Source organism: Kordia jejudonensis, assembly GCF_001005315.1.
Lineage (GTDB): Bacteria > Bacteroidota > Bacteroidia > Flavobacteriales > Flavobacteriaceae > Kordia > Kordia jejudonensis.
In genome coordinates this window covers 23,026-38,823 of the sequence record NZ_LBMG01000022.1, presented here as the reverse complement: position 1 = coordinate 38,823, position 15,798 = coordinate 23,026, and the positions used below count along the sequence as shown (strand labels likewise).

10 protein-coding genes are annotated in these 15,798 nt (G+C 36.8%); all 10 read right to left on the bottom strand.

Annotation, left to right across the window (positions count from 1 at the left end):
- Positions 1-3,678: fibronectin type III domain-containing protein (locus AA089_RS23675; protein ID WP_162200439.1), on the bottom strand; the 3,678-nt coding region annotated here is incomplete at its 3' end.
- 280 nt (positions 3,679-3,958) lie between these two features.
- Positions 3,959-6,559 carry a T9SS type A sorting domain-containing protein gene (locus AA089_RS11925; RefSeq protein WP_046757184.1) on the bottom strand — a complete coding sequence of 867 codons (2,601 nt, stop codon included), beginning with the start codon at positions 6,557-6,559 and terminating at the stop codon, positions 3,959-3,961.
- Between the two features lie 142 nt (positions 6,560-6,701).
- Positions 6,702-8,432: an FG-GAP-like repeat-containing protein gene (locus AA089_RS11920; RefSeq protein ID WP_046757183.1), complete on the bottom strand. Its 1,731-nt coding sequence runs from the start codon at positions 8,430-8,432 to the stop codon at positions 6,702-6,704.
- Positions 8,433-8,740: 308 nt separating this feature from the next.
- Entirely contained in the window at positions 8,741-9,556 is an 816-nt protein-coding gene (locus AA089_RS11915) for an enoyl-ACP reductase FabI (protein WP_046757182.1), read from the bottom strand.
- Between the two features lie 94 nt (positions 9,557-9,650).
- Positions 9,651-11,306 carry a DNA repair protein RecN gene (recN, locus tag AA089_RS11910; RefSeq protein WP_046757181.1) on the bottom strand — a complete coding sequence of 552 codons (1,656 nt, stop codon included), beginning with the start codon at positions 11,304-11,306 and terminating at the stop codon, positions 9,651-9,653.
- Between the two features lie 70 nt (positions 11,307-11,376).
- The gene (gene porD / locus AA089_RS11905) at positions 11,377-12,267 is read right to left on the bottom strand and encodes a type IX secretion system protein PorD (RefSeq protein ID WP_046757180.1); all 891 of its coding nucleotides are present in this window, start codon (positions 12,265-12,267) and stop codon (positions 11,377-11,379) included.
- Entirely contained in the window at positions 12,260-13,471 is a 1,212-nt protein-coding gene (gene coaBC, locus AA089_RS11900) for a bifunctional phosphopantothenoylcysteine decarboxylase/phosphopantothenate--cysteine ligase CoaBC (RefSeq protein ID WP_046757179.1), read from the bottom strand. The genes porD and coaBC overlap by 8 nt, the downstream gene beginning before the upstream one ends.
- Before the next feature lie 3 nt (positions 13,472-13,474).
- The gene (locus AA089_RS11895; protein WP_046757178.1) at positions 13,475-13,801 is read right to left on the bottom strand and encodes a DNA-directed RNA polymerase subunit omega; all 327 of its coding nucleotides are present in this window, start codon (positions 13,799-13,801) and stop codon (positions 13,475-13,477) included.
- A 9-nt stretch (positions 13,802-13,810) separates the two neighbouring features.
- The gene (locus tag AA089_RS11890; protein ID WP_046757177.1) at positions 13,811-14,605 is read right to left on the bottom strand and encodes an outer membrane protein assembly factor BamD; all 795 of its coding nucleotides are present in this window, start codon (positions 14,603-14,605) and stop codon (positions 13,811-13,813) included.
- A gap of 272 nt (positions 14,606-14,877) precedes the next feature.
- Positions 14,878-15,798: an ion channel gene (locus AA089_RS11885; protein ID WP_046757176.1), complete on the bottom strand. Its 921-nt coding sequence runs from the start codon at positions 15,796-15,798 to the stop codon at positions 14,878-14,880.

Genomic DNA, 15,798 nt, shown 5'->3' with positions numbered 1-15,798 from the left:
TACAGTGGAAGTTCTTCCATTTTCTAAGGTTACTCTTGCAAAGTAAACGCCATTTTTAGCTGAACCTAAATATGCAGCTCCTGAATTAGCATTTGGCTTAGCAGTTGTAATGATTTGTCCTACTAAGTTATATACTTCAATTGAGTCAATGTTACTTTGTGCGTTCACATTAAAGCTATTGTTTACTGTATCAACATAGTGTACGAAACCTCTATTTTCAAAAGAATCTACTGATAAAGGTGCACACGTAATATCAGCTTCCCATCCATCTTTTACTACTGAAGTGTCAGATGTAAATACGAATGTTAAACATCCAGAAGCATCTGAAGAAGTAATCATCATACCTTCTAAATCTCCTGTTCCTTCTGCTGGTACGTCATCTTCATCCCAACACCAGATTGTTCCACCTGCTGGAGGATCAATTGTTGTTGCTGTAGCGTCTGCTCCATCATGAATTGTTAATCCGTCCCAACAAGCAGTAGCTCCATTATTTTCTGTGCTGAAGAAAGTGAATTCTACAGTTACAGCATCTCCAGCCATATCTGGACAAATGGTATACGTAATATTTTCATTAATTGAGTAATCACCTGATCTTCCTCCTGAATCTAAGAACGTACCATTAGTACATGTTGGTGGTACAGCTACATATGGTGTAGCGAATGCAAATGGTCCTGCCCAAGCAGATACACCATCTGGTCCACAATCAGCTTGTACATAGAATTCATAGTTGCTATCTGCTACTAAGCCCATTGCTGTATACGGGTTAGTAACTCCTGAAGCTGTTGCAGTTCCTGTTGCAGTTCCTCCCGCAGTTAGGTCTACTAATTCAATATTCCATGTAGTTGATGTTCCGTTTTCTGTCCAACCTAAGTCGGCAGTAGTTTCCATAATATTTGTAGCAGTTAACCCTGAAGGTGCTGGGCACGTTTCTAAAGTTGTAAAGCAGAATGGTCCTGCCCAATCAGAAAATGTTGCTGCTCCGCAATCAGCTCTTACATAAAAACAATAATCGTTATTTTGTGTAAGTCCAACAGATGTGTAAGGATTTGTAACTCCTGAAACTGTTGGTGTTCCTGTTGCCATTCCTCCTGCTGTAATATCAACGATTTCAATATCCCAAGCCGTAGCTGTTCCATTTTCTGTCCATCCTAAATCTGCAGTAGTATCTGTAATATTTGCAACTGTTAATGAATTTGGTATTGGACAAGCAGGTAATTCTTCAAAAGATACATTATCGATTGAGATATCTCCTTCGAATGTTCCTACGCTTGTAGCTCTAAATGTCACTGATATAGTTTGTCCTGCGAAAGCAGCCAAATCAACAACTGCTAATTCCCATGGAGTCGTTGCCAAAGTTTGCTGTTCACCACTTAGTGTCCAAACGTTTGTCGTTCCATTTACCAATACATCTAACGTTCCTATTTGACCTCCAAACATGTGATAGTTAAATGTTAAAGCTGGTGCAGTTAATCCTGACAAGTCTACTAACGGCGAAGTTAAGTCTGTTATATCTCCAGAAGCTCCAGCAGATGCTTCTGTGTAGAAGTAGTTTCCTGTTGTAATTGAAGGATCTGGTCCTGTTCCTCCTGATCCAGCATCAGTACCAGGTGCAGATTCCCAATAATATGCTCCACCAGTTGCAGACCAACAGTTTTCATTCGTAAATGCAGTTCCTGCAGTTGTAAATGTTTCAAAGTCTTCTGTATATGGCGCAGTCGTTGCTGCACAAGCTGTCGCAAAAGTTAATGGTCCTGCCCAAACAGAAGTACCGTTAGCTCCACAATCTGCTCTTACATAAAATTCATATACATTGTCCTCTGTAAGTCCAGTAATATTATAAGGATTTGTAACACCTTCTGACGTAGCTGTTCCTGTTGCTGTTTCTCCAGCAGTGATATCTACGATTTCAATATCCCACAATGTTTCTGATCCTCCAGCGGTCCATCCTAAATCAGCAGATTCAGTCAAAACGTTTGTTGCAGTTAATGCTGTAGGTTCAGGACATGCTACTGTAGTCGTAAATGAGAATGGTCCTACCCAAGCAGAAGTTCCATCTACACCACAGTCTGCTTGAACGTAGTATTCGTAATCAGTTGACGGATCTAATCCTGTAACACTAAAAGGATTGGTAACTCCTACTGATGTAGCAGTACCTGTCGCTGTTCCTCCACCCGTAATATCTACGAGTTCAATATTCCAAGTTGTTGCTGTTCCGTTTTCTGTCCAACCTAAATCAGCAGAGAAACCAGTAATATTTGTTGCTGTTAACGCATTTGGCGCAGCACACGATGGTAATTCAGTAAATGACACATTATCAATTGAGATATCTCCTTCAAATGTTCCTGCGCTTGTTCCTCTAAATGTAATTGATATTGTTTGACCAGCAAACGCAGCTAAATCAACCACTGCAATTTCCCATGGAGCCGTTGCGCTAGTTTGCTGTTCTCCTGATAAAGTCCAAACATTTGTTGTACCGTTTACCAATACGTCTAACGTTCCTATTTGTCCACCAAACATGTGATAGTTAAATGTTAATGCTGGTGCCGTCAATGCTGTTAAATCTACTAAAGGAGAAATTAAGTCAGTTGTATCGCCACTTGATCCATTGGAAGCTTCTGTATAAAAGTAGTTTCCTGTTGTAATTGAAGGATCTGGTCCTGTTCCGCCTGATCCTGCATCATCACCTGGAGCAGATTCCCAGTAATATCCTCCACCAGTTCCTGTCCAGCAGTTTTCATAAATAAATGCACTTCCTCCAGTTGTAAATGTTTCGAAATTTTCGCTATATGGTGCAGCAATTGGAGCACAAGCTGTTCTAAATGTCAAAGGGCCGATCCATGCTGAAGTTCCATCAACACCACAGTTAGCTCTAACATAGTAATCGTATTCTGTATTTTCTGTAAGTCCAGTTGCTGTATATGGATTTGAAACTGCTGTTGCCGTTGCCGTTCCTGTTGGTGGCGTTCCAGTAGTTACTATTTCAACATCCCATGCAGTTGCTGATCCGCTTTCAGTCCATGCTAAATCTGCCGTAGTATCAGTGATGTTTGACACTGTTAACATAGATGGATCTGGACAAGATGGTGGTGTTGCCGAAGTAATGGTTGGAGCATCGAAGCAAAATCCCCACTCATATCCTGCAGCACCTACTAAATCATCAAAATAAATTCGGTATCTAAAGCCCGATAATTGAGTTGGCGTAAATCCTACGATGTTAAGAACATCTGTTGTGTAAGCTTCCGCGGTTCCTGAACAGAAATTATCGGTTGGAGCAGTAGTAGTATCAGCATCAATAGGTCCACTGAATACATTCCAAGTACTTGCATCTGCATCCCAATATTCAAATTGAAGAATATCATCATTGTTATAATTATAAACAAGGTTTCCTGAAACTGTAATCCATGTTTCTCCTGCGGTATGTGCCGCGGTTAAGTCAATTATTGGTGATTCAGCAGCAATATCATCATCGCTTCCATTTCCTGCATCGTCATCATCAAAAGCAAAGTTTGGAGAAGTTGTTGGATCTGCTTCAAGAGCTGATGGATCCGCATTGTAAGTCCCTGTTAGTGACCAGTTTGCGTTAGGCCACATCGCATTTTGATTTAATGTTTGCGCAAACCCTGAATAGGTTATAGCAAAAAACATCATAAACAAAACTTTAATTGTAGTTTTTTTCATGTACATCGTTTTAGTTAGTTAGTGGGATAAATATAAGAATTATTTTAGATATAAAATACATTTAATCAAGGGGATAAAGTGATCTGTGTTTATTGTATTTTAAAAAGAGGTTTTTTTCAATAGCATATGAAAGAAAATATACTCAATTTACCAATATAATCAATTAAAAAAATAGACATTACTTACTATTGTCCATTTTTATATTGTGTTATATTATAGAAACAAAAAAAGCTGTCCAATGAAGAACAGCTTTTAATGATATTATATGTTTTAAATAAGATTACTTCACAAATTTTACAGTGGAAGTTCTTCCATTTTCTAAGGTTACTCTTGCAAAGTAAACGCCATTTTTAGCTGAACCTAAATATGCAGCTCCTGAATTAGCATTTGGCTTAGCAGTTGTAATGATTTGTCCTACTAAGTTATATACTTCAATTGAGTCAATGTTACTTTGAGCATTTACGTTAAAGCTATTATTTACCGTGTCAACATAGTGTACGAAACCTCTAACTTCTGCAGATTCAACAGATAATGGGTTACATGCAATATTTGCTTCCCATCCTGGTCTTGTTACTGAAGTGTCTGATGTAAATACAAACGTTAAACATCCTGAAGCATCCGAAGAAGTAATCATCATACCTTCTAAATCTCCTGTTCCTTCTGCTGGTATATCATTTTCATCCCAACACCAGACAAATCCACCTCCTGGCGGAAGAATTGCTGTTGCTGAATTGTCTGCTCCGTCATAAATTGTTAATCCATCCCAACAGCCAGCAGGTCCATCATTTTCTGTATTAAAGAAAGTGAATTCTACGGTTACTGCATCTCCAGCATTATCTGGACAAATAGTGTAGGTAATATTTTCATCGTCTGAATAATCATTTGACATTCCTCCTGAATCTAAAAATGTATCATTAGTACACGATGGTGGTACAGCTACATATGGTGTATCAAATGCAAATGGTCCTGCCCAAGCAGATACGCCATCAACTCCACAGTCAGCTTGTACATAGAATTCATAGCTATTATCTCCTACTAATCCTGTTGCCATATACGGATTCATGATTCCAGTAGCTGTTGCAGTACCTGTAGCAGTTCCGCCAGCACTTAGGTCTACTAATTCAATATTCCATGCCGTTGCTGTTCCGTTTTCTGTCCAACCTAAGTCAGCAGTAGTTTCCATAATATTCGTAGCCGTTAACCCTGAAGGTGTTGGGCACGTTTCTAAAGTTGTGAATGCAAATGGTCCAGCCCATGACGATAATGTTCCTCCTCCACAGTCGGATCTTACATAAAAAGAGTAATCGTTATTTTGTGTAAGTCCCATTGCTGCATAAGGGTTTGTAACTCCTGAAGCTGTTGGTGTTCCTGTTGCCATTCCTCCTGCTGTTACATCAACGATTTCAACATCCCAAACCGTAGCTGTTCCGTTTTCCGTCCATCCTAGATCAGCTGTTGTATCAGTAATCGTAGTAGCTGTTAATGCATTTGGTTGCGGGCATGAAGGTAATTCTGTGAATGAAATATTGTCAATAGCAATATCTCCTTCAAAAGTTCCTACTGCCGTTCCTCTAAATGTTACAGTGATTGATTGTCCTGCATATGCAGCTAAATCAACAACTGCTAATTCCCATGGAGTCGTTGCTGTGGCTTGTTGTTGTCCACTTAGTGTCCAAACTGTAGTTGTTCCATTAACAATTACGTCTAAAGTACCTATTTGTACACCATACATATGATAATTAAATGTCAAAGCTGGTGCCGTTAATGCTGTTAAATCTACTAATGGAGAAACTAATTCAGTAACATTTCCGTTACTTGCGCCTGATGCTTCTGTATAAAAGTAATTTCCTGTTGTGATTGAAGGATCTGGTCCTGTTCCTCCTGATCCTGCATCTGTACCAGCTGCAGATTCCCAAAAGTATGATACCCCAGTGTTACTTCCTGTCCAACAGTTTTCTGCTACAAATGCGGCATCTACTGCTGGTGTGAAAGTTTCAAAGTCTTCTGTGTATGCGGCTGCAATTGCTACACAAGCTGTTCTAAATGTAAAAGGGCCAACCCAAGCAGATATTCCTCCTGGTCCACAATCGGCTTGTACATAATAATCATATAATGTATCTGCTGTAAGTCCTGTAGCCATGTATGGATTGGCAACTCCTGAAGCTGTAGGTGTTCCTGTAGCTGCTGCGCCACTAGTAACTAATTCAATATTCCATGCAGTTGCAGTTCCGTTTTCTGTCCAACCTAAGTCAGCAGTTGTATCTGTAATACTTGTAGCAGTTAACATTGAAGGATCAATACATGATGGCGGTGCCGCCGATGTAATGGTTGGTGAAGTTATACACCATCCCCATTGCCATCCACCTTGGTCATCGTAAGAAATACGGTATTGAAATCCTGACAATTGTGTAGCCGTAAATCCAGAGATGTCGAGTACTTGCGTTGTATACGCATCTACAACTAAACAATCTTGATAGTCACTTGTAGTTGTGTTTCCGCTAAACGTATATAATGTAGACCACGTCATAGCATCTGCATCATACGTTTCAATAATTAATACATCACCTCCAAGGGCTCTGTATGTAAATGTACTGTTGATAGTAATCCACGTTTCTCCAGCTCCACTTGCAGCAGTAAGATCGATTACTGGTGAAGTTGCTATGAGATTATCAACAGAACCATTACCAGCTGCGTCATCATCCCATGTAAAAGTGGTACCTGCTCCTGTTGGATCAGATAATAATCCTCCCGCAGTATACGACCCAGAAAGTGTCCAGGCTGCATTAGGCCAACTCGCGGCTTGATTTAATGTTTGTGAGATCCCTACATAGGTACCCAATAAACACATTATCATACAGATTTTAAGTGTAATTTTTGTCATAAAAGTTAGTTTTTAGTTAGTTAGTTGAATATCAGCGAAAGAACTACATTTTTTTTGGATCAACCACGAAAATGTCGACGAAACGAGCATTTTAAACGACAAGAAACCTTTTAATGCGTTTTTTTCACCTTTTTTTTTTACATTATTTTAACATTATTTTTTTAGTAAATACTCCTTTTTTCCCTGTTATTTTTAGTGTGTAATAGCCTGAAGATAAAGTATTCAGATTAATGTAATCTTGTTGATGTATTTTTCCTTTTTTTACCTGTACTCCTCTACTGTCAAATACCACATATTCGTGTACATTATTTGTAGTATTTTGAATCCAAATTTTTCCAGTGGTTGGATTTGGGTATACTCGTATTGTATTATTTGTTTCAAATTCTTCTGTGTTTAATGGACTACTACCTTCTAAAATTGTTAGTGTCTGATTTGGCACTACATTATATAAGATATCTTGCGCGCCGCCTAACCAAGTTACTTGAACATAATCAATAACTGCATTTGTGCCCACTCCAAAAAATTCTGTACTTGAGTTTTGTGAAATATAGCCTTCTCCACAAACTGTGTATCTATATTGTGATACGCCTCCACTATTTATTTCGATTGTAGCACCAATTCCTTGTTTGTTACTTACAACACCTTCCAAATTTACTTTTAGCCAGTTGTTTGTATCTGTCGTTTCATTTTTCCATAGAAAGATATTGTCGCCTCCAGAATTACTTACTATAATTTCTGGAAAACCATCGTTGTCACTATCTCCAATTGCATTTGCATAACTTTCTCTTGTATCGTTCTGAAAGCTTGAATTGTTTGCAATGCTAAATGTTCCTGCATTGTTATTTGTGTAAAGAGCCGCAGATAAGTAGGATGCGTTGCTTCCATCAAATGCTCCACTTACATATAAGTCTAAATCTCCATCATTTTCAGCGTCTAGAAATACTGCTCCCCATGCAATACTGTTAAACATTGTACCAGTTTGATTCGCAATGTTCGTAAATGTTCCATCGCCATTATTTCGCAACAGATAGTTTCCAGGAATTCCATTGGTTACATAGATATCAAACCATGTATCGCCATCAAAATCGGCAATTGTCACTGACATTGCGTCAATAGCAATATTTGTTCCTGATTCTTCACTAACATCTGAAAATGTACCATCGCCATTATTTTTATATAGTATGTTTGTAGTGTTGATTTTATCATTTGCCATGTATATATCCTGCCATCCATCATTATTGTAATCAAAAAACGCGGAACAGAATGACAAGTGACTTCCAGCATCAATACCAGCCGCAGCACTTACATTTGTAAACGTTCCATCTCCATTGTTTTTATATAAATAGTTGGGTTGCGGAATGTTTGCACCTCTGTTACAAAGAAATACATCTAAATATCCATCATTATTGTAATCTCCCCACGACGCACCATAATTATCTTGTGGTTCTGTTGGAAATCCGGCAGCGACTGTAATGTCTGTTAGTTGTGTTCCATCATTTCTGTAGAAACGACTTCCATCTACATCGCCCGCTACAAATAAATCTTTGTCGCCGTCGTTATCAAAATCTACCCAAATGACTTGTTTTTGTTGTGCAGTATTATTTGGCACTAATGTAGTTTCTGGAGAAAAAGTTCCGTCTCCATTGTTTTTATAAATTTTTACGGGATCGCCACTTTGCGTTGCAATGGTAATATCATCCCATCCATCATTATTAAAGTCACAAAAAGAGATGCCTCCTCCTAAGAAAATTGTGCCGCTGAAGTCGCCTACTCCAAGCGCTGTCGCTTGATCTGTAAAGTATGCTTGTGCGCAGATTTTAGTTGAAAATATTAAAATACAACAGATGCTGAAGAAACGTACTAGTTTATTCATAGTCGGTTTTAGGTTGCTTAAAAGTTGAGTTCGAGACGCCTAAGCTATTAAAAGATATGTTCTTTTACAAATTAAATTAGATGTATCCGTTTGATTATCAATTGTTCGTTTATGATTTTATGGCTATTAGCACCGTTTTTTAACTATATTATTTTTTATAAAATCATCTTTGAACAAGCGTCAATACGAGAGAAAGAATATATTTTTGAATACGATATCATTTGTGTTTTTCTGTGAAAATTTAAACCAAAAAAAATGTCCCTAAATTATTTTAGAGACATTTACTATGTTTTAGAAGTATGTTGTGTTTATTCTTCTGTAAATCTTTCAATTACTTCCTGACTTACTCCTGTGTTTGAGAATCCTCCATCATTATACAAGTTTTGCATCGTTACACGTTTTGTCAAATCTGAAAATAACGTTACGGTGTAGTTTGCACAATCTAACGCAGTGGCATTTCCTAGTGGAGACATTTTTTCAGCGTATGAAATGAAACCGTCAAATCCTTTTACACCTTGTCCTGCTGTGGTTGGTGTTGGCGACTGAGAAATTGTGTTGACACGTACTTTTTTGTCTTTCCCAAAGAAATATCCAAAACTACGCGCAATAGATTCCAAGTACGATTTGTTGTCAGCCATATCATTATAGTCTGGAAATGTACGTTGCGCAGCCATGTAAGTTAACGCTACAATACTTCCCCATTCGCTCATCGCGTCAGATTTGTATAATGTTTGCATTACTTTGTGAAAAGATACCGCAGAAACATCCCAACCTTTCGTCATCCAATCGTAGTTTAAGTCTGTATAGTGACGTCCTTTACGAACATTTACAGACATTCCGATAGAATGCAAAACGAAGTCAATTTTTCCACCTAAAATCTCCATTGATTTGTCAACTAAGTTTTGAAGGTCTTCTGTACTTGTAGCATCTGCTGGAATGATTTCAGAACCTGTTTGCTCTGCTAAATCTCTAATTTTCCCCATACGCATTGCAATTGGTGCGTTGGTAAGTACAAATGTTCCACCTTCTTCATGTACACGTACAGCCGTTTTCCATGCAATAGAATTTTCGTCTAAAGCACCAAATATGATTCCTCTTTTTCCTTTTAATAAGTTATATGACATGCTAGTTAATTTTAGTCGTTTTTAGTTGTTTTGGTAGCTCAAATATATGGTAAAAGATTTAATTGAACGATGTGATTGTATTGAATATTCCGTTTTATGATTTCAATAGTTCTTTGGCATTGGCTAAAGCCGAATCTAATATTTTGGCGCCGCTCAACATTTGCGCTATTTCTCTAACGCGCTCATCGTCACTCAACTCTTTTAAATATGTAGTGGTTACTTCGTTTACGTCTTGTTTGTATACTTTGAAATGTTGCTTTCCTTTGGCAGCAATTTGTGGTAAATGTGTAATGGAGAATACTTGCATGCTTTTCCCCATGTTTTGCATTATTTTCGCCATTTTATTAGCTACTTCTCCAGAAACTCCCGTATCAATTTCGTCAAACATGATGGTTGGCAACTGCATATACTTCGATAGTATTGCTTTGATACACAACATTACACGTGAGAGTTCTCCACCTGAAGCCGCTTTTTTCAATTCGTTAAAGTTTCCGCCTTTGTTCGCTGCAAATAGAAATTGCAAATCGTCCATTCCATTAGCGTAAAACTGATCGGTTTGTGATAGTTGTATATTGAAACGCGCATTTGGCATGCCTAAGGTTGCTAACATCGTTTCCAACTGTTCGGTAAGTAACGGAATTCCTGCTATACGTTTTTGATGAATTGTCGCTGCAAGTTGCTTTAACTGTTGTGCAAATGCTTCTAATTCTTTTTCCTTTGCTTGAATAACTTCATCAATGTTTTCAGAAACTTCTGCTTTTTCTGCTAGGTCAAACTGAATACTTTGCAATTCTTCAATGCTTAGTACATTGTGCTTTTTTTGTAAATCAAATATTTTTTGAAGCTTTGCCGCTATTTCTTCTAATTGTTCAGGATTGAATTCTACATCACCTTGTAGATTTACAATTTCTGAAAAGATATCATCCAATTCGATGTAGGAACTTTTAATGCGTTCTGCCAATTGTTGAAATTCAGGCGCAATGTCTACCAACTTTCCAGAAGTGATTTGCAATTCTGAGAGCAGGTTTAAGATTCCAACTTGTTCGTCTGAAAGTAATTGTTCGGAAGCGCTCAAATTTGTTTTGATGTCTTCCGCATTATTCAAACGTTCGTATTGTGTTTCTAAATCTTCCAATACCAAACCTTCCAATTTTGCTTCTTCCAATTCTTTGAGTAGAAACATATTATAATCATGTTCTTTTTCTAAATCGGCTTGTTGTTGACGTATGGTTTGAAGCGCTTTGGTGTTTTTTTGATATTCGCTGAGTACAGTTTGGTATGAAACTACTTCTTCCATAACATTTGCCAAGGTATCAATGACTTGAAATTGAAATTGATTATCGGTCAATTGTAAAGTTTGATGTTGCGAATGTATGTCAATAAGCCGATCGCCAAGCGCATTTAGCACATCTAAACGCACAGGAACATCGTTTACAAATGCTCTTGATTTTCCCGAAGGCAATATTTCCCGTCGTATAATGGTGTGTTGATCGTAATCGAGATCGTGGGTTTCAAAAAAGTGCTTGAGTTTGTATTTTTTGATTGCAAATTCGGCTTCAATCACACATTTTCGTGTTGTATCTTTTAGTGAAGATAAATCGGCACGTTTTCCTAATATTAATGCCAAACCACCGAGTAAAATAGATTTCCCTGCACCAGTTTCTCCTGTAATAATTGTCAATCCTTTATCAAATTTTACTTGTAAAGAATCAATTAACGCAAAGTTTTTTATAGATAGTTGTGTGAGCAATGCAACTGTATTTATTGTGTGAAAATAATCAAGTACAAAAATAGACTATTGCATTAGATTTTTGCAAGAATCAGAATTTAATTTTTCCCCATTTTGTTGCATGAAATGGCGCCACTTTATTCAGCGTTTCTACCAAGTTGACAATGTTTACTTTAGGTCCACCAGAATAAATACTTTCAATTTCTTCTGCTTTTGCATCAAAAAATGTTTGTAGTAAGAAAGAGTTTGGACGTCTACTGTTTAAGGCTTTAAACAGTTCCAAACTGTTTGCAATGGTACTTTTTGCGGCTCGTGTATCATCTGCCATTAAATCCATTCCTACTCTATGATAATTGTACATTACCATTCTGTATTCTTTGTGTGTATTGTTGAGCAAGTTATCTAATAACAACCAACGCGTACGATTTCCGTCTGCTTCTTTCCATCCTAAGAAAGGACTTGGTTGTGCTAGATTTACGATTTGTTGTGCTTGTGCAAAATATTCTGAACCGCCACGAAGTTTAAAAGTGTCGGCGTCTATTCCTAAGATAACATATACATAATATGAAATGACAGCTACTAAGTTGGTGGTAAATGCATTTGGATTGTATACAATAGGTTGAAATTCTTGATAGACAAATCGAAATTGTCTGTCGTTAAAGTTGAATACTGGCGACTCAAATGACGAATTGTAAATTGGTCGTGATGATTGCACTTGAATTGTAGCTACAAATTGATCTGAATTGTATTCAGCCACATTGATAACCATACTACAATTGATGCGTTCTTCGGGTTTGAAATCTTTATTTGTCCACTGCGTTTTATTTACAAAATCGTTTAAGGAACGTTCTAACGTTCTAAAAATTTGCTGATTTGTCTGATTGACTTGTTGTGTATCAATCGTGATTTGACAGTTTAATTCTTGCGCTGTTGCAAAACATACAGCACCAAATAATAAGATACTTAAAACAAGATTACGCATTGATTCGTTTTAAAATTTCACTAAATATATCGTTGGCTACTTCAGCTTTCGATTTTAACCCAAAAGCTAAGGTATTCATTTTTTTGTCAATAATTGTAACTTTATTTGTTGGTTTTCCGAATCCTGCACCTTTGTCATTTAATGAATTTAACACAATCATGTCTAAATTCTTTCGGGTAAGTTTTCCTTTTGCATTTTCGAGTTCATTGTTTGTTTCTAATGCAAAACCAACTAAAAACTGATCTTTTTTGATGTCTCCTAACGAAGCTAGAATGTCTTTTGTCTTGATCAATTCTATAGTTAACGATGAATCGTTCTTTTTTATTTTCTGAGTCGCAACATCTTTTGGTTTATAATCGGCTACTGCGGCAGATAATATAGCAATATCTGCTGATGGAAAATCATTGTGCGCCGCATTATACATGTCTTCCGCACTAATGACATTGACTACATTGACCAATGAATGTTGTATGTGTTGATTGTTTGGCCCAGCAATTAACGTAACCTCAGCACCTAATTTTGCGGCAGTTAGCGCCAATTCAAAGCCCATTTTTCCAGACGAATGATTCCCAATAAAACGCACAGGATCAATTGTTTCGTATGTTGGTCCTGCGGTAATTACCACTTTTTTTCCTTTCAGCGGAAGCTTTCCTAAGATATCATTTTCAATAAAGCTAATTATATCTTCAGGTTCTGCCATTCTTCCTTCTCCCATTAAACCACTGGCTAATTCTCCGCTTGTCGCAGGAATCATGATGTTTCCAAAACTGGTTAATTTTTCAAAGGAATTTTTCGTAGAATCGTGTTTGTACATATCTAAGTCCATTGCTGGCGCAAAATATACAGGACATTTTGCAGATAGATAGGTAGCCAATAGTAAGTTGTTACTATTTCCCGTAGCCATTTTGGACATTGTATTTGCTGTTGCTGGCGCAATCAACATAAAGTCTGCCCACAAACCAAGTTCTACATGATTTGTCCACATATCATTTTCATCGCTTTCATTCGTAAAAGTGGAATGAACAGGATTTTTTGAAAGTGTGGAGAGTGTTAACGGTGTAATGAAGTCTTTTGCAGCAGGCGTCATCACCACTTTGATGTCTGCGCCTGCTTTTATGAATAACCGTACAAGTGAAGCTGTTTTATAAGCGGCAATGCCAGCGGTTACGCCTAATAGTACTTTTTTGCCCCTTAATATTGACATCTATTATGCTTCTTCTTTAGTGTTACGGTAGTATATTTTTTCTTCCAACCATTCTTGTACCGCAATTGCATGTGGTTTTGGAAGTTTTTCATAGAATTTAGATACTTCTATTTGCTCTTTGTTTTCGAAAATTTCTTCTAAACTATCGTTGTGCGTAGCAAATTCTTCTAACTTCTCGATTAATTCTTTTTTAATTTCTGAATTGATCTGAATTGCTCTTTTGGCAACTACAGAAATCGCTTCATAAATATTGTCCGTTGGCGCATCAAATTGATTTCGTTCAACTGTTGTTGTGCTTATTGGAGCATCTAAGTTTTTAATATCCACCATAATTCAGGGTTATTTTGAAAGTTTTTCTAATTCTTGTGTTATCGAAGCCATCATTTGGTCGGCTTCTTCTCTGTATTTCGATTCAGGATAAAATTTTATCAGCGTTCGGTATGCAGACGCTGCGACATCAAAACGTTCTTTCATTAATGAAATGAAACTCTTTGAAGCCAATTTGTATGATGAATCTAATTTTAAAAACATTGCATCTTCTCTAAAAGTAGTTCCTGGATAGTCCGAAAGAAAATTCTCAGTAGCTTTGATAGATGCTTTGTAATCTGCAATTGTATTGTATTGCTTTGCTATTTCATATGCTTTTTTCTCAAGCTTCGTTGTCAACTCACTTACCATTTTATTAGCTTCTGGTAAATCTTCAGAATTAGCATATCCGTTGATAAAAGATTGCAATTTATTGATTGCTTTCTTTGTTTCAGTCTGATCTATACTGTAACGAGGCGATTCCATGTAATAGCTTTTCGCTTCAAAGAATAATGCTTTTTGCACGCTATCACTTTTTGGATATGATCTTGCAAAACGCTCAAATTGATAGGCTGAAATAAAGTATTGTTCTACTTCAAATAACGATCGTGCATACATGTATGTAACACGTTCTCCTTGAGGCTTTCCTCTGTATTTAGGAACTATTTGTTCAAATAGACGGCTTGACTTTTTGAATTTACCTTCTTTGTATAAGCGTTCCGCTAAGTCGTATTTTACCTTTGTGTCCTCAGACTTTAAAGCATTTTGGTACTCACCACACGAGATCAACGTGATCGCTACTAATAGTATGTAAAGAAACTTCTTCATATTTTTAAACATCTTGCAAAAGTATGTATTTATTATGTATTAAAAAAACATTTTTAAGCCGCTAAAATAATTTTAGATATTTGTTTTTAATAGTCTTTATCATAGTTTTAACTTTTTCCTGAACTATTAGCTGTACGTTGCTTTTCGGATTATTGAATATACTTCGCTATTTGTGTGTTGATTTGTTGATTTGTTGATTTGTTGATTTGTTGATTTGTTGATTTGTAAATGAAAAACAAAATAAACCAACAAACAATCAAATTGACAAAAAACTATAGTTTCTTCGTATTGCTCAATTTATGATGATCTAACACAGTGTATCCTTCTTCGTCAAAGTAGAAAGCTTTTTCAAACGCAACATCCATAGTAAGTTCTTCAAATGTGTAGGAATGTAATTTGTATACTTCTTCGTTGAATGCTTGATCATAATAGGTAATCATGATGAGAAATTCTCCATTGAGATTTTGGAGTTCTTCTTTGGAAAATTTTGCCAACGGAGAATCTTCGGTAATTTCATGAACTAAAGTCCAAGTGGTTGGCAAGTAGGTGATTTGATCTCTTTCCAATTCTAATTGATAGAAATTGCGGCGATATCCATATTTTGCATCTTCTTCAGTAATTGCGAGTGTAACTACAATTCGCGGATTGATCATTACATCCGTTTTACTATTGATCAACCGAAACATTAACGCTTTTCCTTCTTTGAAATCTCTGTAAATGATGTTATTACTGAATTCAATAGATGCTTTTGGTTTAGAGAAACGTCCATATAACAATCCTGTAACGAATGAAAAACTAAGCAATCCTGTTAATGCGTGAATGCTAGAAACAATTCCTGCCAATATTCCTTTTGGCGCCATTGCTCCATAACCCAAGGTTGTAACCGTTTGCGAAGAGAAGAAAAAAGCTTTGATGAAATCTTTTAAAAATGATACAGGAGTTACACCAATATATTCAACACCAATAGCTACATAAATGCTTGCAAAGAATACATTTAATACTGTATATGCTAAAAATACCAAACAAAAAAAGCGTGTCCAGCTGATGTCTACCAAATATGCGTATAACGCAGAAATTCCAGCTTTTCCATTCAGATGTTTTATGTTGAATGTACCATCTTTGTTTACAATGCGTTTTGCAGATGTAATGGTCGATTCGCCAAGTCCTGGATCTTTTACTTTATTTGTTGCCAT